Genomic DNA, 21,939 nt, shown 5'->3' with positions numbered 1-21,939 from the left:
AACGTTCGCACTCGCGGACTACAAAGTCCGCGCTACATCACGCCCGGTGCTCGGCCACGTGCTGCGTCAGCCGTACGAAATCGGCTACGCCCAGCTGCTCGGCCCGCTTCTCAAAAATAGCGTCCGTAGTCGTTTCAGCGGGCATCCCGAAGGGCTTGAGCGCGTTGCGCAAGGTCTTGCGCCGCGTCTGAAACGCCTGCTTCACGACCTGAAAAAACAGCTTTTCGTCGCAGTCCAGCTGCTCCACGTCGTTGCGCACCAGCCGCACCACGGCCGACTCCACCTTGGGCGGCGGCACGAACACGTGCGCGGGCACGGTGAACAGATACTCAATCTTATAGTAAGCCTGCAAGAGCACGCTCAGGATGCCGTAGGTTTTGGAGCCCGGCGGCTCGGCCAGGCGCTCGGCTACTTCCTTCTGAATCATGCCCACCACCTCGCGCACCTGCTGGCGGTTGTTGAGCACCGAGAAAAATATCTGGCTGCTAATGTTGTAGGGAAAGTTGCCGATGATGGCCAGCGGCTGGCCGGGAAACAGCTGGCCGAGGTCCTGCTTCAGAAAATCGGTGGCAAAAATGCGCGGCGCCAGCGCCGGGTAGTGCTGCTTCAAATACGCTACCGACTCGGTATCAATCTCGACCACGCTGGTGGTGTAGGCCGAATTTTCGAGCAGGTACTGCGTGAGCACGCCCATGCCGGGGCCGATTTCCAGCACCTGGCGCACGTCGTCGGGCAGGTGGAGGGCAGCCACGATGCGGCGGGCGATGTTGGGGTCGGCCAGGAAGTGCTGGCCGAGGTGTTTCTTAGGTTTTACCACGGCAGGAGGGCAACAATGCGAGCGGCGCACCGTTGGGGCAAAGGTAGCAGGACGCCGGATGTGCGCCCCGGCTTGTCAAACAAACGCCGCCGCTGGCGGTAGTAGAGGGCAGCAGGCGCACATTTAATCGTGCTGCGCTTACTTTTGTCCCGCTCAATACCTTTCATCGAAGGATTGTTTTAATGGAAATCTCCCGTCACACCAGCTCTTTACGCTCCAACGCCCTTGCCGTGTCGCAAGCGTGTTGTTGTCGGCTGGGCGCGGCGGTCTGTATGACGGCCGCCGTGGCGAGCTGTTGAGGTTGACCCTACTCCCCTGCTGGCCCCTTATCCTCCGGTGATGCTTCGTTAAGCGTCACGGCCGGGACTCTATTTTCTGTGGCTGCCGTTGGCGCAGCCGTTCCTTTTCCAGTCGTGCGGCATCAGGCCGCGGCGGCAATCCCACCCACTCATTTACTGGTCAGGCTTTTTCCTTGCGGGAAAAGCCATATTCACTTCGCACCATGCACATTGCATCGGAGGCGCTGGTCGGTGACCTGCGCCATGATTTTGCCGGGCTTTCGGCGCTCGATATGCTTACTCAGGCCGCGGCGGCCTTTCCCGGCCGGGCCGTGTTTTCCACGTCCTTCGGACTGGAAGACCAGATAATCACGCATTTGATTTTCACGCACGAGCTGCCCATTGAGGTATTTACGCTCGACACGGGCCGCAATTTTCAGGAAACCTACTCGACCTGGAATAAGACCCTGCTGAAGTACGACAAGCCAATTGCCAGCTATTTCCCGCGTCAGGACAGCCTGGAGCAACTACTCCGAGCCAAAGGCCCCAACAGCTTCTACGCGAGCGCAGAAGCTCGGAAAGAATGTTGCAGCATTCGGAAGGTGGAGCCCCTGGCGCGGGCCCTGGCGGGGCAGCAAGTGTGGTTTACCGGCATCCGGGCCGAGCAGTCGGCCAACCGCCAGCACATGCACCCGGCCGAGTGGGACGCCGGCCACCAGCTCATCAAAGTACATCCGCTGTTCGACTGGACTTGGGAGCAGTGCTGGGACTTCGTGCGCGCCAATGGGATACCCTTCAACCCCTTGCACCAGCAGGGCTTCGTGAGCATCGGCTGCGCGCCCTGCACCCGGGCCATTGCGGCGAGCGAGGATTTCCGGGCCGGGCGCTGGTGGTGGGAAGACCAGTCGGCCAAGGAATGCGGCCTGCACGATACCGCCGCCCCCCAGGGCCTCGACCCGGTAGTGGAAAAGCTGCCGGCTTAACCATTGTTTTCCATTCTTCTTATTTTTAATGAGTTCCTTACCTTCTCTGGATTACCTCGACCGGCTCGAAGCCGAGGCCATTCACATTTTGCGCGAAGTGGCCGGGCAGTTTGAGCGCCCCGCGCTGCTGTTTTCGGGCGGCAAAGATTCCATCGTACTGGTGCATCTGGCCCTGAAGGCCTTCCGGCCCGGTCGTTTTCCTTTCCCGCTGGTTCACGTCGATACCGGCCACAATTTCCCCGAAGTGCTGGAATTCCGCGACCGACTGGCGGCCGAGCTGGGCGAAAAGCTGGTAGTGCGGAGTGTGGAAGACACCATCCATCGGCAGCGCCTGCGCGACGCCACCGGCAAATTTCCCAGCCGCAACCAGCTACAAACCTACACTTTGCTGGAAGTTATCGAGGAATTCAGCTTCGACGCCTGCATCGGCGGGGCGCGGCGCGATGAGGAAAAGGCCCGCGCCAAGGAGCGCATTTTCAGCATCCGCGACGAGTTTGGCCAGTGGGACCCCAAGCGCCAGCGCCCCGAGCTCTGGAACATCTACAACGGCCGCATTCAGCCCGGCGAAAACGTGCGCGTGTTCCCCATCTCCAACTGGACCGAGCTCGACGTGTGGCGCTACATCCAGCGCGAAGCCATTACCCTGCCCCCCATCTACTTCGGCCACTCGCGCACCTGCGTGGTGCTGCCCAGCGGCCAGCTTCTGGGCCTCAGCGAGCACCTGCACCTCGACGCCGACGACGAGATAGTGGAGCGCCAGGTGCGCTTCCGCACCGTGGGCGACGCCACCTGCACCGCCGCCGTGGAAAGCTCCGCCGCCACCATCGACGACATCATCGCCGACCTGCTGCTGGCCAAAGTGAGCGAGCGTGGCGCTACGCGGCTCGATGATAACATCTCGGAAGCCGGCATGGAAGACCGTAAGCGCAACGGGTATTTTTAAAAAGTTGCCTGTCATGCTGACGAAGGAAGCATCTTATCACGTCTGAACGAGTGGATTACTAAGCTATTCGCACCGCTAGTATTCCGGCGTGAGAGGATGCTTCCTTCTTCAGCATGACAGGAGTTTAACACATTACATTCTATGGACCTCCTTCGTTTTATCACCTGCGGCAGCGTCGACGACGGCAAGAGTACCCTCATCGGCCGGCTGCTGTACGACAGCGACTCGGTGTCGCTGGACGTGCTGGCGGCCCTCGAAAACCGGCCCGCCGTGCACGGCGGCGTCGATTTGGCCCTGCTCACCGACGGCCTGCGGGCCGAGCGCGAGCAGGGCATTACCATCGACGTGGCGCACAAATACTTCACCACGCCGCGCCGCAAGTTCATTATCACCGACGCGCCGGGCCACGTGCAATACACCCGCAACATGGTGACCGGCGCCTCCAATGCCGACCTGGCCATCGTGCTGGTGGATGCCCGCCAGGGCGTTATCGAGCAGACGCGACGGCACACGCTCATCGCGGCGCTGCTGGGCATCCGGCATTTTGTATTAGCGGTGAATAAGATGGACCTGGTGGACAACGACCAGGCCACCTTCGAGCGCATTGTGGCCGACTACGCCACTGTGACTGGCAAGCTGCGCGTGCCCGAGGCGGTGGCCATCCCGCTCAGCGCCCTGCGCGGCGACAACGTGGTGCGCCGCGCCCCGGCCGCGCTGTCCTGGTACGCCGGACCAAGCCTGCTCGAACACCTTGAAAACGTGGATGTGGCCGTGGACGCCAGCGCCGACGAGCCGCGCTTCCAGGTGCAGTACGTCATTCGCCCCCAGACCGAGGCGCTGCCCGACTACCGGGGCTACGCCGGCCGCGTGCAAAGCGGCGTGTACCGCCGCGGCGACCGGGTGCGGGTGCTGCCCTCGGGCCGCGAAACCGAGATTGAAGCCCTGGAAATCAACCAGCAGGACGTGGAAGCGGCCGTGGCTCCGCAAGCCGTCATCATCCGCTTGCGCGATGATGTGGACGTGAGCCGCGGTGATGCTATCATCGTGGCCGACAGCAAAACCACCGCCGCCCGCGCCTTCGAAGCCACGCTGTGCTGGATGAGCGAGCAGCCGCTGCTACCGGGCCAGAAATTTCTCCTCCAGCACCACTCGGCGCTGGTGAAAGCCTCGGTATCAGCCCTGCTGAGCAAAACCAGCGTCGAAACCCTTACCCGCTCGGCCGCCGAGTCGGCGCAGCTCAACGACATCGTGCGGGTGCGCCTCAAAACCGCCGCCCCGCTCGTGGCCGACCCGTACCGGCAGAACCGGGCTACGGGCTCCTTCATTCTGCTCGATGAGCAGACGGGCGCAACGCTGGCGGCGGGGATGGTGGAGGCGACCGAGTAGACGCTACCTCACCCCCGGCCAACCTCACCCCCAGCCCCTCTCCCGCGGAGAAGGGAGCCAAGCGCAAGGGCATAACCGGTGCCCCCTCTCCGCAGGAGAGGGGGTCAGGGGGTGAGGTGGCCAGGACACGCAAAAAACAAATTAACCGTCTATGAAACAACGTTATTCCTTCCCATTGGGCTGGCTGCTGTTCCTGCTACTGATACTACAAGCCCCAACCATTCTAGCTCAAACCGAACTCATTGCCATCAGCGGCACGGTACTGGAAAAAGGTAGCCAGCAACCTCTCCCCGGTGTGAGTGTCAGCGTGAAAGGCGCAGCCATCGGCACGCAGAGCGACCCGGCGGGCCGATTTGAGCTGAAGGCTAAGCTGAATTTCCCTTTCGTGCTGGTATTTCAGTTCGTAGGCTACGAAGCGCGGGAAGTGGAAGTGCTGAGCGCCAGCCAGCCCGTGAACGTGACGCTGGCCTCAGCGGGTATTCTGACGAATGAGGTGGTAGTGTCGGCCTCGCGGGTGGAGGAAAGCCGCTTGAAGTCGCCGGTGGCCATTGAGAAGCTCGATATTCGAGCTATTAAGGAGACGCCCGCGCCGAGCTTCTACGACGCGCTGGAAAACGTGAAAGGTGTACAGATGACCACCAGTAGCCTCACTTTCAAAGTACCTAATACCCGGGGGTTCAACATTCCCAACAACTTCCGGTTCATGCAGCTGGTGGATGGGGTGGATATGCAGGCCGCCACGCTGGGCGTGCCGTTGGGCAACGCCATCGGTCCCACCGAGTTGGATGTGGCCAGCGTGGAAATCACGCCCGGCGCGGCCTCGGCTCTCTACGGCATGAACGCCATCAACGGCATGGCCAACCTGACTACCAAAAGCCCCTTCACCTACCAAGGCCTGAGCGTGTACCAGAAAGTGGGCGTGAACCACGTCGATGGCATCGACCGCGACCTGAGCGCGCTCACCGAAACGGCCATCCGCTACGCCCAGGCGTTCAACAACCGCTTTGCCTTCAATGTAAACGGCAGCTACCTGCGCGGCACCGACTGGCTGGCCAACACCCAAACCGACCAGAATCCGCAAACCCTGGCCTCGGCCAACCCGCGCTTCTCCGAACTGAGCGGCGCCAGCAACCCCGCCGCCGACCTCTGGAACCGCTACGGCGACGACAACGCCGGCAACGTGAGCATTACCATTCCCTACAACGGCCGCAATGAGACGTTTAACGTGCGCCGCAGCGGCTATTACGAACGGGACTTGGTGAACCCCATCGTGCGCAATATCAAGGCCGACGCCAGCCTGCACTACAAGCTCAGCGACAACACCGAGCTGAGCTATGGCTACCGCTTCGGCCTGATGGACGGCGTGTTTCAGCGCGGCAACAAGATTCAGCTCGACGACGTGACGGTGCAAAACCACAAGCTGGAGCTGAAAAGCAAGGAATTTACCGCCCGCGCTTACATGCTGATTGAAAACACCGGCAACTCCTACAACCTCAACCCGCTGGCGCTGAATATGGACCTGCAAAACGGCTCCAATGCCGTGTGGGGCAATAAGTTTCGTACCGAGCTGCAAAGTCAGCTCGGCGCCGGAGCCACGCTGGCCGCCGCCATGCAGCAGGCCCGCGTGGTGGCCGATGCCGGCCGCGCCGTACCGGGTACCGCCGCTTTCAATGAGCTGAAAAACAGAATTATCAATACCAACAACTGGGACAGCGGCGTGAACGTGCCGGGCGCGCCCATCCCCGGCGGCGCGGCCCTCACCCAGCGCAGCCACACCTACCACGCCGAGGGCCTCTGGAACCTGGGCCCGCGCATCAAATTCGCCGACGTGCTGCTCGGGGCCGATGCCCGCGTGTATGAGGTGCTGCCCGACGGCAACAACTTCGTGGATTTCAGCCGCCCGCTGGCCGAGCGCACTCAGCCCGGCGGCAACAATCAGTATTACAAGAAGGTCGGCGGCTTCGTGCAGGCCACCAGGCTCCTGCTGCACGACCGCCTGAAGCTCACCACCTCGCTGCGGGCCGACTACAACCCCGAATTCAGCCCCAAGCTGAACCCGCGCGTGGCCGCTGTGTACACCGTGGCCGAAAAGCACAACGTCCGCGCCTCCTACCAGAACGGCTGGCGCTTCCCCTCCCTCTTTGAGGCCCTGTCGTTTGTGAACAATGGCAACGTGCGCCGCGTGGGCGGTCTGGCCCGCGTGAACGAGGGTTTGAATTACCTCGACAACTCCTACACTCTAGCGTCGATTTCACAGTTCAACGCCGCCGTGAATGCCTACGTGGCCGCCAATGCGGGCAGCACCGCCGCCCAGGCCGCCCTGCTGCTCGCAAATCGCAACCTGCTGAAAGTAGGCAACTTGCCCACCGAGCAGCCGGAGCAAATCAACGCCTACGAGGTGGGATACCGCAGCGTATTGTTCGACAACCGTTTGTCCATCGATGCCGACGCGTATTACAACGTCTATTCCGGCTTCCTGGGCCAGGTGGAAGTGAGCGTGCCCAAAGACGCCAGCGGCCAGCAGGTGACCGTAGGCTCCGACGACGCCGTACTGGCGGCCCTCAACAGCAACCGTGCCGCCCGCCAGGACCGCTACCGCGTGTACACCAACGCCTTGAACCAATATCACAGCTACGGCTCCACGCTGGGCCTGACGTACAATTTCTACCAGAAATTCACCATCGGTGGCAACGTGAATTACAACAGTCTGGCCGCCAACGACCAGTCCGATATCTTCGTCACCGGCTTCAACACCCCGAAATGGGCCACCAACCTGAGCTTCGGCAACCGCGAAGTGCTACCCAACCTAGGTTTCAACGTAGTATGGCGCCGCCAAAGCTCCTTCTACTGGGAAAGTCCGCTGGCCAACGGCCAGGTGCCCGCCTATCAAACCGTGGACGCCCAGGTGAACCTGCGCGTGCCGACGCTCAAAACCACCATCAAAGTTGGCGGGGCCAACTTGCTGAACAACCGCTACATTCAGTACGCCGCCGGGCCGACCATCGGTGGCCTCTATTACGTAGCCCTGACGTTTGACAATACCGTTATCCGCTAACGCAACTTCCGCTTTCTGAACCACCGCGCCCTTTGCCTGTTGCCCCAAACGCCCCGTCCGCTTTCTCCTTGAGCCAACCGCCCATCTCCCCCACCAACGCCCTGTTCCCGGTGTTCCTGAAGCTGGAGCACCTGCGCGTGCTGCTGGTGGGCGGCGGCAGGGTGGGCCTGTTCAAGCTCACGGCCATCCTGGAAAACAGCCCGGCTACGGCGGTAACCGTAGTAGCGCCCAGCCTCCTGCCCGAGTTTCACGAGCTGGCCCACCAGCATCCGCAGGTGCAGCTCCACGCCCGCCCCTACTGCGAAACCGACCTGAGCGGCCACGACGTCGTCTTCATCGCCACCAACGATGCGGCCCTCAACCGCCACATAAAAGCCGCCGCCAAGGCCCGCCAGCTCCTGGCCAACGTCACCAACGCCCCCGAGGAGTGCGATTTTTTCCTGCCCTCGGTAGTGCAGCAGGGCGAGCTGAAAGTAGCCATTTCTTCCAACGGCCGCCCCGGCGTGGGCCGCCGCCTGCGCGAGCGCCTCGAAGAAACCCTGCCCACCCTGGTGCAGCCCCTGGCCGACCTCGGCACGCGCCTGAAAGAGAACGTCAACCAGCAGCTCTACACCTTCAACGCCGGGCCCCAGGCCACGCACTACGGCCCGGCCTACGAGTCGGCCGCCACCACCTACTGGCGGCGCGTGGCCACGGCCGCCCTGGCCACGTTCGCGCTGTTCGTCTTCCTCAATATCCTCTCCTATTATGTCACCTGGCAGCAAGCCTGGCACTTCCTGCGCAACGAAGGCACGTTCTACACCTTCGTGGGCGTGGGCTTTGTGGCCCAATTAATTGATGGCATGCTGGGCATGGGCTACGGCGTGGTATCGGCCATCAGCCTGATGTCGCTGGGCTTGAGCCCGGTATCCGTCAGCGCCAGCATTCACACGGCCGAGATGTTTGCCAGCGGCGCCTCCGGCTACCAGCACTACCGCTTCGGCAACGTCAACAAAAAGCTGTTCCGCGTGCTGCTGCTGCCCGGCATCCTCGGTTCAGTAAGCGGCGCATTGCTACTCACGTACTTCGGCGAGCAATACGCCAACTACATCAAGCCCCTGCTGGCAGTTTACCTCCTGATTCTGGGCCTGCGCATCATCAGCAAAGCCCTGCGCAAGCAGCAGGAAAAGCGCCGCCAAGTGAAAAACGCCGGCTGGCTGGCCGGCGCCGGCGGCTTCCTCGACTCCTTCGGCGGCGGCGGCTGGGGCCCCCTGGTCACCAGCACCTTGATTACCAATGGCCGCACGCCGCGCTACGTCATCGGCACAGTCAGCCTGGTCGAGTTTTTCGTGACCTTCGCCAGCGCTCTCACCTTTTTCTCGGTGCTGGGCATTTCGCACTGGCAAATCGTGGCCGGCCTCATCGTGGGCGGTGTGGCGGCAGCGCCCATTGCCGCCCGCCTGGCGGGTAAGCTACCAATACGCTGGATGTTCATTGGCGTGGGTTCAATGGTGATTGTGTGGAGCTTGTGGGCACTACGTAAGGTAGGCGGGCTGTTTTAACAATCCGCGCCCAACTGCCTCTGCGTCTTCTGCGCCATCCTCCGCGTCCTCTGCGGGAGGCCCCACCAGAACGACCAACCATCATTGGCGGCTACCTTCGCAAGAATATTTCCTCTTAGCTCCTTCGTCGATGTCCCTTACTCTTGCCCACGTAGCTGCCGCTCCGGCTGGCTCCACCCAGGTGTTCATCCTGCCCGCCGGCACCACCAGCCTGCCCGCCCCAGCCGCCGGCGACCTGCCCGCCGCCGCCCGCGAATACGTTGAAAAAGCCCTGGCTGCCGAGCAGAAGTTCATTCAGCTCAACCACTTCAGCCACCAGCACTATTTCGTGGTGCTGGACAATAAGCCCGATACTAACAAGGTCGCCGAGGCCAGCCGCCGCAGCGGCCACCAACTCCACGGCGCTCTGAAAGCCGAAAAAGTAGCCGCCGTCTACCTCCATAATCTGACAGAACTCCCCGAGGCTGCCCTGCTGCTGGCCGAGGGTCTGGCCCTGACGACCTACCAGTTCGAAGGCTACAAAACCGACGAAAAAAGCCAGCAGCCCGCCGCGCTAACCACGGTAAACTTCGTCGCCGAAGCCGCTACCGAAGCCACCGCCACCGAGTTGCAAGGTATCATTGCCGGCGTGCTTTTCGCCCGCGACTTGGTAAACGCCCCACTCAACAAGCTCAACGCCCAGCAATTGGCCGACCGCATGGCCGCGGCCGGCGACGAAGTCGGCTACACCACCGACATCCTCGACCAAACTAAAATCGAGAGCCTGCGCATGGGCGGCCTTATCGCCGTCAACCTGGGCTCGCCCGAGCCCCCCACCTTCAGCATCCTCGAATACAAGCCCGCCGGCGCCAAAAACGACAAGCCCTACGTGCTGGTCGGCAAAGGCGTCGTGTTCGACACCGGCGGTCTGAGCCTCAAGCCCACGCCCGGCAGTATGGACATGATGAAGTGCGACATGGCCGGCGGCGCCGCCGTGGCCGGCACCCTCTACGCCCTGGCCAAAAACCACGTGCCCCTGCACGTCATCGGCCTCGTGCCCGCCACCGACAACCGCCCCGGCGGCCTGGCCTACGTCCCCGGCGACGTACTCACCATGCACTCCGGCCTCACCGTAGAAGTGCTCAACACCGACGCCGAAGGCCGCCTCATCCTGGCCGACGCCCTGAGCTTCGCCAAAAAATACGACCCGGCGCTGGTCATCGACCTCGCCACCCTCACCGGCGCCGCCGTGCGCGCCCTCGGCATCGAAGCCTCCGCCATGATGGGCACCGCCGATAAAGCCACCCTCGACGCCCTCGAAACCGCCGGCTACCGCGTCCACGAGCGGCTGCTGAACTTCCCGCTCTGGGACGAATACGCCGACCACATCAAGTCCGACATCGCCGACATCACCAACCTCGGCAAGGCCGAAGCCGGCCACATCTCGGCCGGCAAGTTCCTAGAGCGCTTTGCCGTGGGCTACCCCTGGGTCCACCTCGACATCGCCGGCCCGGCCTACCTGACGGCGCCCAATAATTACCGCGGCAAAGGCGGCACGGGTACGGGCGTGCGGCTGCTGTACGAGTTTTTGACGAGTCAAATCAGCCATTAACCATGGAGTTTACCATAACATTACCAGACTATAATCCTTACGTAGGGTTCGAGTTCACTTGGGTTGATGACTGTGAGATAAAAGTCGATTTGGGGCATGACGGAGTTGTTATTACAGGTAACAAAGCAGGCCTCATCTCTCTAGCCGCTCAGTTACTCACCTTGGCTCAAGACGACTTTGGTGATGGCTATGACTTCCATCTTGATAAGTACAATGCGCTGGAAGATGATTCCATCGACTTAATTGTCGTTAAGACAAAATAGTATATGTCCCACCCCCTCCCCCGCCTCGGCTTCTCCGTGGGCGACCTCGCCGGTATCGGCCCCGAAGTCATCTACAAAACCCTGCTCGACGAGCGGCTGCTCAACATCTGCACGCCGGTAGTCTACGGTACCGCCGCCGCGCTCTTCGATGACTTCCCCGCCGCGCCCGACGCCGAGCACGTCACCTTCCGCCAGCTGCGCGATGCCGCCGACATCGCCCCCGGTCGCCTCAACGCCGTGACCTGCTGGGAAGAAGACTTCGTGCTTACGCCCGGCCAGCCTTCCACCGCCAGCGGCCGCGCCGCCCGCGAAAGCCTGCTCGCCGCCAGCCGCGACCTCAAGGCCGGCAAGCTCGACGGCATCGTCACCGCGCCCATCAGCAAGGAAAACACCCAGGCCGACGACTTCCGCTACCCCGGCCACACCGAGTTCCTGACCAGCTACTTCGGCGCTGCCGACAGCCTCATGGTGCTGGCCGATGAAACCCTGCGCATTGCCACCGTCACCGGCCACATGCCTCTCAAAGACGTGTCGGCCAAGCTCACGCCCGATTTGCTGCGCACCAAAATCCGCCTGCTGATGAAGTCTTTGCAGCAGGATTTTGGCATTCAGAAACCGCGCATTGCCGTACTTGGCCTCAACCCCCACGCGGGCGAAAATGGCTTGCTCGGCCGCGAAGACCTCGACGTAGTGACGCCCGTGGTGAAGCAGTTCGGCCACGACGGCCACCTCGTGTTCGGCCCCTACCCGGCCGACGGCTATTTCGGCACCGGCCAGTTCCGGCAGTTCGATGCCACGCTGGCCCTCTACCACGACCAGGGCCTCATTCCCTTCAAGCTCATGGCGTTCGAGCGCGGCGTCAACTTCACCGCTGGCCTGCCGGTGGTGCGCACCTCGCCCGACCACGGCACCGCCTACGGCCTGGCAGGGCAGTTCCGGGCCAGCGAAGAGTCGTTCCGCGCCGCCGTGTACATGGCCGCCGAGGTGTGGCGAAAGCGGCAGGAAGCCGCGCAGCCCCGCTCGGCCCGGTAGACCTATCGTGCTGAGAGTGCCCTTTGTGTGGCGTTTTATTTGGCTAAATGCCGGATTTTCGCTACTTTTGCACCCCCGCAAACCGGCTAGCCGTGAAAAAAGACCATCGTTACGACCTTCCCATCTTCAAACTGGCGCTCGGGCAGCACCGGTTCGAGTATGAATTGGGAGCCGACTTCTTTGCTTTGTTCGAACAACCCCTCTGCGAGGGCCAACTCCACGCGGTGGTTGAGTTGAACAAGACCGAGCGCGTGATGACGCTTGATTTTCACATCACTGGCACCGTGCAGCTGGTCTGCGACCGCAGCTTGGACGAGTTTGACCAGCCGCTGGACCTCAACGAGCAGCTGCTGGTGCGCTTCGGTGACGAGGCCAAGGAACTTGATGACAACGTGATGCAAATCACGCCCGACACGCAGGTTCTGCCACTGGCCCAGCACCTGTACGATTACATCGGCCTGGCCCTGCCGATGAAGAAGCTGCACCCGCGCTTCCAGAACGAGGACGACGATAACCCCGACGCCGAAACCAAGCTCATCTTCACCACCCGCTCGTCCGACGACGAGCCCGATGACGACGAGCCGGCCGACCCGCGCTGGGCCGCCCTCAAAAACCTGAACTGAATCCGTCAGCGCCCCGAGTCGCTTCCCAAACTCTTAACTTAAAACTCATAATTCATAACTCCTCATGGCTCATCCTAAGCGCCGCACCTCCTCCGCCGTTCGCGACAAACGCCGCACGCACTACAAGCTGACTCCTAAAGCGGTGACCCTCTGCCCGAACACCGGCGAGCTGCACCTGCGCCACAAAGCCTACGTAGTGGACGGCGACCTGTACCACAACGGGCAGCTGGCCATCAAAAACTACTCGAAAGTGGCCGCCGCCCCGGCTGCCGATACCGACACCGACGAGGAATAGCCGTAGAGGTTGTTACTTCGCGGTACCAGCAAAGTCCGGCTTCGCTGCCTTCCCAGACAGCGAAGCCGGCTTTTTTGGTGACACCCTATCCGCCTGACCTCTCCAAACACCTCGTTTCATGAAAATTGCCCTCGACGCCATGGGCGGCGACTTTGCCCCCGAGGCCGCCGTCGCCGGGGCCGTGCTGGCCGCTGAGCAGCTGGCTGGCAAGGCCACCATCGTCCTCATCGGCCAGGAAGACGCCGTGCGCCCCTTCCTGCAGCAGCACGGCGCCGCCGCTGCCAGCCTCGAATTTGTGCCCGCCTCCCAGGTCATCGACATGGGCGAGCACCCGGCCAAAGCCTTCCAGCAAAAACAGGATTCCAGTATTGCCGTCGGCTACAAGATGCTGCTGGCCGGTGAGGTCGAGGCCTTTTGCTCGGCCGGCAACACCGGCGCCATGCTGGTCGGGGCCGTCTTCACGGTGAAAAACGTGCCCGGCGTAATGCGTCCGGCCATTGCCAACTTTCTGCCCAAGCTGCACGGCGGCTTCGGTATCCTGATGGATGTGGGCGCCAATGCTGAGTGCAAGCCCGAAATGCTGGAGCAGTTCGGCGAGCTCGGCTCGCTATACGCGCAGTACGTGCTGGGCATTGCCCAACCCAAGGTTGGCCTGCTCAATATCGGCGAGGAGGAAGGCAAGGGCACGCCCGTTATTCATGCCGCGCACCAGCTGCTGAAGGTGAATCCGCACATTCAGTTTGTGGGTAATATCGAAGGCCGCGACCTGTTCAACGACAAAACGGACGTGGTAGTGTGCGACGGTTTCACGGGCAACATCGTTCTGAAAATGGCCGAGTCCATCTATGATATCATGGACGAAAAAAGCCTGCACGAGCCGTTTTTCGACATGTTTAACTACGAGACTGTGGGCGGCTCGCCCATTCTGGGCATCAACGACAACGCCATTATCGGGCACGGCCGCAGCACCCCCCGCGCCATCAGCAACATGCTGATGCAGGGCTACAACATGGCCGATTCCGGTATCGTGGACCAGATTAAGGCCACGTTTAAGTCGTAATTAAGTTCTACTTGAGCTTCGGAAAGTCCGGCCCCGGCCGGACTTTTTTGGCTCCCTTCGGCGGCGCAGGCGCGCACTTCCCGCATCCCGTCCTATTTTTGCCCACATGAAGATTACTGCCGCCATTACCGGAGTAGGCGCTTACGTGCCCGACTACGTGCTAACCAATGCCGAACTCGAAAAAATGGTGGACACCACGGACGAGTGGATTACCACCCGCACCGGCATCAAGGAGCGGCGGATTCTGAAGGGCGAAGACCAGGGCACTTCGGTAATGGGCATCGGCGCGGTGAAGGACTTGCTGGCCAAAACCGGCACCGACCCCAAGGACGTGGAGCTGCTGATTTGTGCCACCGTGACGCCCGACGTGCTGTTCCCGGCCACTGGCAACATCATTTCGCATAAGTGCGGCATCACGAATGCCTTTAGCTACGACATGAACGCGGCCTGCTCGAGCTTTCTCTACGCGCTGGCTACCGGTGCGCAGTTCATTCAGGCGGGTACGTATAAGAAGGTCATCATCGTTGGCGCCGATAAAATGTCGGCCATAGTTGATTATGCCGACCGTGCCAACTGCATCATTTTTGGCGATGGAGCTGCGGCCGTATTGCTGGAGCCCAACACCGAGGGCTACGGCGTGCTCGACCAGATTCTGCGCACCGATGGCAGCGGTGAGGCCTTCCTGCACCAGAAAGCTGGCGGCAGCCGTCGCCCGCCGACGCACGAAACCATCGACCGCAAAGAGCACTACATCTACCAGGAGGGCGCCACGGTGTTCAAATTCGCCGTGACCAACATGGCCGACGTAGCCGCCGAGGTGATGGAGCGCAACCACCTCTCGAAAGAAGACGTGGCCTGGCTGGTGCCCCACCAGGCTAACAAGCGCATCATCGACGCCACCGCCAACCGCATGGGCGTGGGCCCAGAGAAGGTAATGCTCAACATCCAACGCTACGGCAACACCACCAGCGCCACTATTCCGCTCTGCCTCTGGGATTATGAGAAGCAGCTCAAGAAGGGCGACAACCTGGTGCTGGCGGCCTTCGGCGGCGGCTTCACCTGGGGCTCGATTTACCTGAAATGGGCCTACGACGGCGCTTCTGTAAGTAGTTAATAATTAACAATGAATAATTAAAACTTGGTAGCCGACGGCTTTCAGTTTTAATTTTGTAGCTTTCCCTACCTAACCACCCATCAAGCTGATTAAAAACGGAGAAGTAAAAGCTAAGCCATTGGGCCAATTTTTAATTCTTAATTTTTAATTCTTAATTAAAATCCAATGGCATCCACCGCCGACTTCCGCAACGGCCTCGTATTGAATTACAACGGCGAGTTGCACGTTATCACCGAGTTTCAGCACGTGAAACCGGGCAAGGGCCCGGCTTTTGTGCGCACCAAGATGCGCAACATCAAAACCGGCCGCACCATCGACAACACCTTCAACGCTGGTGTTAAAGTGGAAACGGCCCGCGTGGAGCAGCGCCCCCACCAGTTCCTCTACAAGGACGACTACGGCTATACGTTCATGAACAACGCCGACTTCGAGCAAGTGGTGTTGCCGGAAGCCATGGTTCCCTTCGCCGACCTAATGAAGGAAGGCCAGGAAGTGACCATCCTCTTCCACGCCGAAACCGAGCAGCCCCTCACCGCCGAGCTGCCCGCTACCGTCGACCTCGTGGTGACCTACACCGAGCCCGGCCTGCGCGGCGACACCGCTACCAACACGCTGAAGCCCGCCACCGTCGAAACCGGTGCCCGCATTCAGGTGCCGCTGTTCGTGGACACCGACACCAAAATCCGCATCAAAACCAGCGACTACTCCTACGTGGAGCGCGTGAAGTAATTTTCGGTAGAGACGCAATATTTTGCGTCTCGTCGTCCGCGCCGTCTGGTAGTCGTTCAACGACGAGACGCTCCTTTCCTATGTCATCTAAAAAAGACCCCGCCTTGAAAGCTAAAGAATTACAAGAACTGCTTGACTTCATCGCCAAGTCGGGCCTCAACAAGGTCAACATCGAGACCGAGGAATTCAAAATTTCGGTGCAGCGCGAGCCCAACACCAAAACCACGCAGGTGATGAGCCACGCCCCGGCCCCGGTGCACCACGCCCCCGCTCCGGCGGCGGCAACCGCCGCCCCGGCAGCTGCTCCGGCCGCCGCCCCGGCCGCCGAGGCTCCCGCCGCCAACCACACGGCTCTGAAGGCGCCCATGATTGGCACTTTCTACCGCAGCAGCGGGCCCGACGTGGCTCCCTTCGTGCAGGTGGGCGACATGGTCGAGAAAGGTCAGGTTATCTGCATCATCGAGGCCATGAAACTCTTCAATGAGATTGAGGCCGAGCAGAGCGGCCGCATCGTGAAGGCGCTGGTAGAAAACGCCACACCGGTGGAATACGACCAGCCGCTGTTTTTGATTGAGTAGGTGCTGAACGTCATCCTGAGCTGACCGCAGGGAAGCGAAAGGACCTCGCCCGCTTCGTTGGGGTGGTAATTTCTTTTCGTCGAACGATTGAGATTACTGCTGCATGCGGCGCGGATGAGGTCCTTTCGCCGCTTCGCGGCTCAGGATGACGTTCTGATTTTTCCCTCCCTAGACTTTCCCACCCCTCCCCATGTTCAAGAAAATACTCATCGCCAACCGGGGCGAAATTGCCCTGCGCATCATTCGCACCTGCAAGGAAATGGGCATCAAAACGGTGGCCGTGTACTCGACCGCCGACAAGGAAAGCCTGCACGTGAAATTCGCCGACGAGGCAGTGTGCATCGGGCCGCCCGCCTCCAAGGACAGCTACCTGAGCATGCCCAACCTCATTGCGGCCTGCGAAATCACCAACGCCGACGCCATTCACCCGGGCTACGGCTTCCTGAGCGAAAACGCGGAGTTTTCGCGCATCTGCCAGGAAAACGGCATCAAGTTCATCGGGGCCTCGCCCGAGATGATTAACAAGATGGGCGACAAGGCCACGGCCAAGGACACCATGAAGAAGGCCGGCGTGCCCTGCGTGCCCGGCTCCGACGGCCTGCTTGACTCGGTGGAGCAGGGCAAAAAGATTGCCGCCAAAATCAAGTACCCGGTGATGCTGAAGGCTACGGCTGGCGGCGGCGGGCGCGGCATGCGCGTCATTAGCTCGGAGGACGAGTTCCAGAAAGCCTGGGACGACGCCCGCACCGAGTCGAAGGCGGCCTTTGGCAACGACGGCATGTACCTGGAGAAATTCGTGGAGGAGCCCCGCCACATCGAAATTCAGGTGGTGGGCGACCAGTACGGCCACGTGTGCCACCTTTCGGAGCGCGACTGCTCCATTCAGCGCCGCCACCAGAAGCTGGTGGAAGAGTCGCCGTCGCCGTTCATGACCGACGACCTGCGCACGCGCATGGGCGCGGCCGCCGTGAAGGGCGCCAGCAGCATCGGCTACGAGGGCGCGGGCACCATCGAGTTTCTGGTGGACAAAAACCGCGACTTCTACTTCATGGAGATGAACACCCGCATCCAGGTGGAGCACCCCGTGACGGAGGAAGTGGTGAGCTACGACCTCATCAAGGAGCAAATCAAGGTGGCAGCCGGCATCCCGATTTCGGGCGCCAACTACTTCCCCAAGCTCCACGCCATGGAGTGCCGCATCAACGCCGAGGACCCGCGCCACGGCTTCCGCCCCACCCCGGGCAAGATTACCACCTTGCACATCCCCGGCGGCCACGGCGTGCGCGTCGATACCCACGTGTATGCGGGCTACACCATCCCGCCGAACTACGATTCGATGATTGCCAAGCTCATCACCGTGGCCCAGAGCCGCGAGGAGTGCATCGTGAAAATGAAGCGCGCCCTGAGCGAGTTCGTGGTGGAAGGCGTGAAAACGACCATTCCCTTCCACTTGGCGCTGATGGACAACGAGGATTTCAAGGCTGGGAATTTCACCACCAAGTTTTTGGAGACGTTTGATTTCTCGGTGGTGTAGCACAGGCCACAATAGTTGACTTTGCAAAACGTCTGGCCTGTAAAAGCCAGGCGTTTTTGTTTATTTGCGCTGCCTTTAGCCTTTCTCGCATGCGGAACTTTATCCTTGGCCTGCTCTGCCTAACCTGCTGGGGTTTCTACTCCCCTGCTTGTTGGGCGCAGGTTAGGCCTGCCATTCAAAAGCTAGCCCGTGCCATAGCGGCCGATTCTACGGTTGATGCCGAACGCGTAGGGCGAGGTGGGGTAGAAACGGAACAGTACCGCCGTTACAAGCAGCTCCTGGCCCTGGCTACCGATGCCGAACTGCTGACCCTAACTGACCACCGTAGCCCGGCCGTGCGGTGTTACGCTTACCAGAGCCTCTGTCAGCGCAACTCGCTATCAGTGCTGTCAACTTTGCGCAAGCATGAATGTGATACCACGATGATAAAGGCTCGAGTCGGCTGTTTCGGGCTTTACATGCCCGTTATCGTGAGCATGAAACAAGATTTTGAGGCTTGGCAGAAGAAACAGCCACAGCCACTGGCCGCTGCTGATACATTGTTGCTCTCCCGTATCGACCAAGCTGATTACGAACGAAGAAAAGCCACCTGAATACGCCGCAAGCAGCACGCCGGACGCTGAAGTATATTTTGAACAGCCCCTGCCGATTCCGCGTTATCTTGCCACTATGAGAACCATCACCCTCACCGCCGAAAACGAGCAGGACTACGAGCTGGTGCTGAAGCTAGCGCAGCGCCTGGGCCTGGAGTACCGCGAAGAAACGCTGGCCGCCCCAGCTGCTGAATCAGCCGCGCCTTATTCTTTACCCGATTTGAGTCACCTTTCCCGTGAGGAACTCCTTGCTGTTATTGACGAAGGCGGCGATGGTAAAAGCTTTCCGGCCCCGTTGACGGAAGCTGAGCGTCAGCACCACTTGCGCATCCTGGCCCAAGGCGGTAGCGGCAAAAGCATTCCCGACCCGCTGGCCTGGCAACGTGAAATCCGGGCTGACCGTCCGCTGCCAGGCCGCGACTGATGGCTTACCTGCTCGACACAAACCTGCTGATTTACTCAGCCGATGCCACACACGCTTTCCTGCGGACGCTGGTGCAAGACCCGCAGAATTTCATCTCGCTGATTTCAAAAGTCGAAACCCAGGGTTACCATCGGCTCGACCCTATCGACGCGAATTATTTCCACTCTCTGTTTGCCTTAGCTACGCTGCTGCCGGTTACAGCTAGTATTGTGGAAGAAGCTATTCGGCTGCGACAACAGCGGCGCATGACGCTGGGTGATTCGCTCATCGCAGCTACGGCCATCGAATTTGGCTTGACGCTGGCGACGCGGAATGTTAGTGATTTTGCGTGGATTCCAGGGCTGACTGTCTACAATCCCTTCGCTCCCTGATTTCATGTCTGCCGCCCAACCCGCCCCCCGCCGCTACACCGTCGACGAATACTTCGCCCTCGAAGAGCAGTCCGACATCCGCCACGAGTATTACCACGGCGAAATCTTCCCTCTTGACGACCCCGCCGCCAAGGCCGGCGGCACCAAAGCCCACAACCACCTAGTGCAAAACTGTGCCTTCGCCCTGAAGCTGGGGCTACGCGGGCGCAGCTGCGAAGTGTTTGCCGAGAACGTGCGGCTGGCCGTGGACGAGGGCCAGCACTACAACTACCCCGATGTGGTAGTAAGCTGCGACCCCACCGACGACGACCCGCGCATCATCCACCGCCCGGTGCTCATCGTGGAAGTGCTGTCCAAAAGCACCGAGGCCCGCGACCGGGGCTGGAAATTCGAGCAGTACCAGCAGCTTCCGTCCTTGCAGCAATACGTGCTGATATCCCAAAACCGCATTTCCGTGGATAGCTTCACCCGCACCCCGGCCGGTTCCTGGGAACTGCGGCCGCTGCGGCAACTCACCGACACCCTGCGGGTGCCCTCGCTGGGACTGGAGATTTCCGTAGCCGACCTCTACGAGAACATGGACCTCCCGCCCCTGCGCCTCGCCGACCAGTAGCCCCGCATGAAACTCCTGCTCCTGACCCTGGCCGCCGCCCTGCCGCTGCTCCCGGCCCGGGCCCAGACCACGCCCGCCGCCCCCAAGCCCGCCCTCGCCGCCCTGCCGGGGCCGCCCCCTCCGGCCCCAGTCCCCCTCGACACCACGGGCTGGCGCTTCGCGCAGATGCCCCGCGTCGAAGCCCTCGACGACCACTCCGGGGCGGTGCGCTTCCGCATCACCCTCAACGAAACCGGGGCCGTCGAGCGCGTGGTAACGCTGCAAAGCACCGTGTCGGCCGCCCAGCAGCAGCTGTGCCGCGAGGCCCTGGAGCGGGCTACCTTCGTGCGGCTGTCGCCCACCGCCGGCCGCAGTTCGGGAGAGTACACCTTTCGGTTTACCGTGCGCTGACCCCCATGCGCTTGCTCAACGAAATCCTGGCCGACATGAGCCCCACCGAGCGGCTCGTCATGGCCGGGCTGGGCGGCGGGCTGGGTTTGCTGGTGCTGTATTTTTTCGGCGCGGGCATTCAGCGGGCCCTCGAGCTGCTGCTGTCGGTGGCCCTGACGGTGGCCTACTTCGCCTGGCTCTACGTGAAGCGCCACGAGCGCCACTGGCTGCCGCTGGCCGTGCAGCTGAGCTGCCTGCTGCTGGTGGGCCTCACCGACAAGTATGTGTTTCAGCTGGCCCAGGTGGAAAGCTACAGCCGCGAGGTGGGCTGGTTCAGTGACAGCGTGTCCTACTCGCCCAATTACGTGGGCGAGTGGATTCCGCTGGTGCTGGTGCTCCTCAGCCCCCTGCTGGGACTGCTGGGCCTGTGGATAATGCTGTCGGCCAACCGCGCCCGGCAGCTGCTGCACTACGTGGCCCTGCTGGTGGTGATGTATCCGGCCCTGGCATTTATGGTGTTTATCGCCGTCGAAGGCAACCTGAAACCGCGCTTTTCGGAGGGGGCCGAGCGGCCGGCCATCGGCACGAAGCACGTGCGCAACGACACGAAGTACTAAAAAAGGCCCACCGGATGGCGGGCCTTTTGCGGGCTATTGGGCGGGCTTCTCCCCTTTCTTCTTCTTCTTTTTGCCGCCCGTATCGAGCAGCGCCCGGGCCTGCTTGTAGCCCTTATACAGCTCCGGGTTTACCGTCTCAAACACGCCCATGGCTTTGTCGAGCTCATAAATCTGCGTCATCTGCGCCTCGTGTACTTCCTCGTAGGTGGCGTTGGCGTTTTTGCGGGCGTCGAGCAGGGTCTGGGTATCGGGCAGGCCCTTTTGAAAATTCTCGGCCTCGGCTTTCGCCAGGTTCAGAAACTCGGCGTCGATGGCGTAGTCCTCCAGCTCCTGGGCGTGGGCCTTGGCCTGGGCCAGAATCTGCTTGCCCACCCCAGCCTGCAGGTCGGGGCGCAGGTTGCGAAACTTGGTGCGCCCGATGGTGACGAGCCCCAGTAGCTCCATGTCGTTGGCGGCGGCAGCCAGCATCTGCATCGGCCCCAGCAGCGAGAAAATCCGTGTCTCGAACACCGCCTGCTGCTGGTTGCGGCGCTCGGTCACTTGCTTGGTTTCGGTGGCCGTGAGGCCGGCCTTGGCCTGCACCGCGGGCAGGCCGGCCACCACGTCGGCGGCCTCCTTACCGGCCACTTTGCTTTTGCCGATGGTAGTGAGATTGGTTTGGAGCCAGGGATGCAGGATGCCCATCATCCGGAACTGGTCGGCACGGAACGAATGCATAAACAGTAAGTAAGTTAAGGTGAGAATTACGGCCGTCAAGGTAAGCGTTATTTTCCAATTCTCACCGGTTCATTTTCCCAGTCGCGGGCGGTGGGTTTCGTTCGCAGGCCTTGCCGGGGCCCCCGCACCCCTTGCCGGCTGCTGTTCACCGCTTGCGCCGCCTTCCGCAGGCCTTGCGCGGCTCTCCGCAGCCCTTGCCGGCGGCTCCTCACGCCTTGTCCGGCTTTTTTCAACGCTTGCCGGCGCTTCCTCAACCCTTGTCAGCCTTTCCTCACGCCTTGCCAGGGCTTCCGCAGCCCTTGCCGCGGCTTCCTCACGACTTGTTGCCACTAATTCGCCATTTGCCAAGCAGTTACCAGCCAGTCTTCAACAAAAAAGCCGGCCCAGAGCCGGCTTTTCCGTCAAAAATAACC

General features: G+C 61.3%; 23 protein-coding genes. 21 read left to right on the top strand and 2 right to left on the bottom strand.

Annotated elements, in window-relative coordinates:
* Window positions 1–37 precede the first annotated feature (37 nt).
* The gene (gene rsmA / locus Q5H93_RS17170) at window positions 38–817 is read right to left on the bottom strand and encodes a 16S rRNA (adenine(1518)-N(6)/adenine(1519)-N(6))-dimethyltransferase RsmA (protein ID WP_305007850.1); all 780 of its coding nucleotides are present in this window, start codon (window positions 815–817) and stop codon (window positions 38–40) included.
* A gap of 502 nt (window positions 818–1,319) precedes the next feature.
* Between rsmA and Q5H93_RS17165 the strand changes: the two genes are divergently transcribed.
* The 21 genes from Q5H93_RS17165 (at window position 1,320) to Q5H93_RS17065 (ending at window position 20,809) form a co-directional block, all read left to right on the top strand.
* Window positions 1,320–2,078 (top strand): phosphoadenylyl-sulfate reductase, encoded by a 759-nt coding sequence (locus Q5H93_RS17165; RefSeq protein WP_305007849.1) that lies wholly within the window; start codon window positions 1,320–1,322, stop codon window positions 2,076–2,078.
* 28 nt (window positions 2,079–2,106) lie between these two features.
* Complete coding sequence (cysD, locus tag Q5H93_RS17160) at window positions 2,107–3,021, top strand: sulfate adenylyltransferase subunit CysD (RefSeq protein ID WP_305007848.1); 915 nt, start codon at window positions 2,107–2,109, stop codon at window positions 3,019–3,021.
* Between the two features lie 141 nt (window positions 3,022–3,162).
* Window positions 3,163–4,407, top strand: coding sequence for a sulfate adenylyltransferase subunit 1 (locus Q5H93_RS17155; protein ID WP_305007847.1), 1,245 nt, complete (start codon window positions 3,163–3,165; stop codon window positions 4,405–4,407).
* 151 nt (window positions 4,408–4,558) lie between these two features.
* Window positions 4,559–7,462, top strand: a complete 2,904-nt coding sequence (locus Q5H93_RS17150; RefSeq protein ID WP_305007846.1) for a TonB-dependent receptor — start codon at window positions 4,559–4,561, stop codon at window positions 7,460–7,462.
* A 68-nt stretch (window positions 7,463–7,530) separates the two neighbouring features.
* Window positions 7,531–9,003: a TSUP family transporter gene (locus Q5H93_RS17145; RefSeq protein ID WP_305007845.1), complete on the top strand. Its 1,473-nt coding sequence runs from the start codon at window positions 7,531–7,533 to the stop codon at window positions 9,001–9,003.
* 130 nt (window positions 9,004–9,133) lie between these two features.
* Window positions 9,134–10,594, top strand: coding sequence for a leucyl aminopeptidase family protein (locus tag Q5H93_RS17140; RefSeq protein ID WP_305007844.1), 1,461 nt, complete (start codon window positions 9,134–9,136; stop codon window positions 10,592–10,594).
* Between the two features lie 2 nt (window positions 10,595–10,596).
* Entirely contained in the window at window positions 10,597–10,857 is a 261-nt protein-coding gene (locus Q5H93_RS17135; protein ID WP_305007843.1) for an Imm32 family immunity protein, read from the top strand.
* A 3-nt stretch (window positions 10,858–10,860) separates the two neighbouring features.
* Window positions 10,861–11,889 carry a 4-hydroxythreonine-4-phosphate dehydrogenase PdxA gene (gene pdxA / locus Q5H93_RS17130; RefSeq protein ID WP_305007842.1) on the top strand — a complete coding sequence of 343 codons (1,029 nt, stop codon included), beginning with the start codon at window positions 10,861–10,863 and terminating at the stop codon, window positions 11,887–11,889.
* Between the two features lie 185 nt (window positions 11,890–12,074).
* Window positions 12,075–12,512 (top strand): YceD family protein, encoded by a 438-nt coding sequence (locus Q5H93_RS17125; RefSeq protein WP_305007841.1) that lies wholly within the window; start codon window positions 12,075–12,077, stop codon window positions 12,510–12,512.
* Between the two features lie 64 nt (window positions 12,513–12,576).
* A complete protein-coding gene (rpmF, locus tag Q5H93_RS17120; protein WP_305007840.1) occupies window positions 12,577–12,807 on the top strand; it encodes a 50S ribosomal protein L32 in 231 nt (76 codons plus the stop codon).
* A gap of 118 nt (window positions 12,808–12,925) precedes the next feature.
* Window positions 12,926–13,867, top strand: coding sequence for a phosphate acyltransferase PlsX (plsX, locus tag Q5H93_RS17115; protein WP_305007839.1), 942 nt, complete (start codon window positions 12,926–12,928; stop codon window positions 13,865–13,867).
* 106 nt (window positions 13,868–13,973) lie between these two features.
* On the top strand, window positions 13,974–14,981 hold the full coding sequence (locus tag Q5H93_RS17110) for a beta-ketoacyl-ACP synthase III (RefSeq protein ID WP_305007838.1): 1,008 nt from the start codon (window positions 13,974–13,976) through the stop codon (window positions 14,979–14,981).
* Between the two features lie 165 nt (window positions 14,982–15,146).
* Window positions 15,147–15,710: an elongation factor P gene (gene efp / locus Q5H93_RS17105; RefSeq protein WP_305007836.1), complete on the top strand. Its 564-nt coding sequence runs from the start codon at window positions 15,147–15,149 to the stop codon at window positions 15,708–15,710.
* A 104-nt stretch (window positions 15,711–15,814) separates the two neighbouring features.
* Window positions 15,815–16,288: an acetyl-CoA carboxylase biotin carboxyl carrier protein gene (accB, locus tag Q5H93_RS17100; protein ID WP_305007863.1), complete on the top strand. Its 474-nt coding sequence runs from the start codon at window positions 15,815–15,817 to the stop codon at window positions 16,286–16,288.
* A gap of 190 nt (window positions 16,289–16,478) precedes the next feature.
* Complete coding sequence (accC, locus tag Q5H93_RS17095; protein ID WP_305007835.1) at window positions 16,479–17,822, top strand: acetyl-CoA carboxylase biotin carboxylase subunit; 1,344 nt, start codon at window positions 16,479–16,481, stop codon at window positions 17,820–17,822.
* A gap of 89 nt (window positions 17,823–17,911) precedes the next feature.
* A complete protein-coding gene (locus tag Q5H93_RS17090; RefSeq protein ID WP_305007834.1) occupies window positions 17,912–18,415 on the top strand; it encodes a hypothetical protein in 504 nt (167 codons plus the stop codon).
* Window positions 18,416–18,491: 76 nt separating this feature from the next.
* Complete coding sequence (locus Q5H93_RS17085) at window positions 18,492–18,839, top strand: hypothetical protein (protein ID WP_305007833.1); 348 nt, start codon at window positions 18,492–18,494, stop codon at window positions 18,837–18,839.
* Window positions 18,839–19,210, top strand: a complete 372-nt coding sequence (locus Q5H93_RS17080; protein ID WP_305007832.1) for a type II toxin-antitoxin system VapC family toxin — start codon at window positions 18,839–18,841, stop codon at window positions 19,208–19,210. Before Q5H93_RS17085 ends, Q5H93_RS17080 begins: the two co-directional genes overlap by 1 nt.
* Before the next feature lie 4 nt (window positions 19,211–19,214).
* Window positions 19,215–19,823, top strand: a complete 609-nt coding sequence (locus Q5H93_RS17075) for a Uma2 family endonuclease (RefSeq protein WP_305007831.1) — start codon at window positions 19,215–19,217, stop codon at window positions 19,821–19,823.
* Between the two features lie 6 nt (window positions 19,824–19,829).
* A complete protein-coding gene (locus tag Q5H93_RS17070) occupies window positions 19,830–20,213 on the top strand; it encodes a TonB family protein (RefSeq protein ID WP_305007830.1) in 384 nt (127 codons plus the stop codon).
* A 5-nt stretch (window positions 20,214–20,218) separates the two neighbouring features.
* Entirely contained in the window at window positions 20,219–20,809 is a 591-nt protein-coding gene (locus Q5H93_RS17065; protein ID WP_305007829.1) for a hypothetical protein, read from the top strand.
* 33 nt (window positions 20,810–20,842) lie between these two features.
* On the opposite strand, the gene Q5H93_RS17060 is transcribed toward Q5H93_RS17065, so the two are convergent.
* Window positions 20,843–21,526 (bottom strand): hypothetical protein, encoded by a 684-nt coding sequence (locus Q5H93_RS17060; protein ID WP_305007828.1) that lies wholly within the window; start codon window positions 21,524–21,526, stop codon window positions 20,843–20,845.
* Window positions 21,527–21,939: the final 413 nt, after the last annotated feature.

Origin of the sequence: Hymenobacter aranciens (genome assembly GCF_030580865.1) — a bacterium.
Lineage (GTDB): Bacteria > Bacteroidota > Bacteroidia > Cytophagales > Hymenobacteraceae > Hymenobacter > Hymenobacter aranciens.
This window is presented reverse-complemented; position numbering and strand designations above follow the sequence as displayed.

Coding starts and splice junctions, on each gene's coding strand:
- Q5H93_RS17165 (WP_305007849.1), top strand. CDS start 1,320: ATGCACATTGCATCGGAGGCGCTGGTCGGTGACCTGCGCCATGATTTT.
- cysD (WP_305007848.1), top strand. CDS start 2,107: ATGAGTTCCTTACCTTCTCTGGATTACCTCGACCGGCTCGAAGCCGAG.
- Q5H93_RS17155 (WP_305007847.1), top strand. CDS start 3,163: ATGGACCTCCTTCGTTTTATCACCTGCGGCAGCGTCGACGACGGCAAG.
- Q5H93_RS17150 (WP_305007846.1), top strand. CDS start 4,559: ATGAAACAACGTTATTCCTTCCCATTGGGCTGGCTGCTGTTCCTGCTA.
- Q5H93_RS17140 (WP_305007844.1), top strand. CDS start 9,134: ATGTCCCTTACTCTTGCCCACGTAGCTGCCGCTCCGGCTGGCTCCACC.
- Q5H93_RS17135 (WP_305007843.1), top strand. CDS start 10,597: ATGGAGTTTACCATAACATTACCAGACTATAATCCTTACGTAGGGTTC.
- pdxA (WP_305007842.1), top strand. CDS start 10,861: ATGTCCCACCCCCTCCCCCGCCTCGGCTTCTCCGTGGGCGACCTCGCC.
- rpmF (WP_305007840.1), top strand. CDS start 12,577: ATGGCTCATCCTAAGCGCCGCACCTCCTCCGCCGTTCGCGACAAACGC.
- plsX (WP_305007839.1), top strand. CDS start 12,926: ATGAAAATTGCCCTCGACGCCATGGGCGGCGACTTTGCCCCCGAGGCC.
- Q5H93_RS17110 (WP_305007838.1), top strand. CDS start 13,974: ATGAAGATTACTGCCGCCATTACCGGAGTAGGCGCTTACGTGCCCGAC.
- efp (WP_305007836.1), top strand. CDS start 15,147: ATGGCATCCACCGCCGACTTCCGCAACGGCCTCGTATTGAATTACAAC.
- accC (WP_305007835.1), top strand. CDS start 16,479: ATGTTCAAGAAAATACTCATCGCCAACCGGGGCGAAATTGCCCTGCGC.
- Q5H93_RS17090 (WP_305007834.1), top strand. CDS start 17,912: ATGCGGAACTTTATCCTTGGCCTGCTCTGCCTAACCTGCTGGGGTTTC.
- Q5H93_RS17085 (WP_305007833.1), top strand. CDS start 18,492: ATGAGAACCATCACCCTCACCGCCGAAAACGAGCAGGACTACGAGCTG.
- Q5H93_RS17080 (WP_305007832.1), top strand. CDS start 18,839: ATGGCTTACCTGCTCGACACAAACCTGCTGATTTACTCAGCCGATGCC.
- Q5H93_RS17075 (WP_305007831.1), top strand. CDS start 19,215: ATGTCTGCCGCCCAACCCGCCCCCCGCCGCTACACCGTCGACGAATAC.
- Q5H93_RS17070 (WP_305007830.1), top strand. CDS start 19,830: ATGAAACTCCTGCTCCTGACCCTGGCCGCCGCCCTGCCGCTGCTCCCG.
- Q5H93_RS17065 (WP_305007829.1), top strand. CDS start 20,219: ATGCGCTTGCTCAACGAAATCCTGGCCGACATGAGCCCCACCGAGCGG.
- Q5H93_RS17060 (WP_305007828.1), bottom strand. CDS start 21,526: ATGCATTCGTTCCGTGCCGACCAGTTCCGGATGATGGGCATCCTGCAT.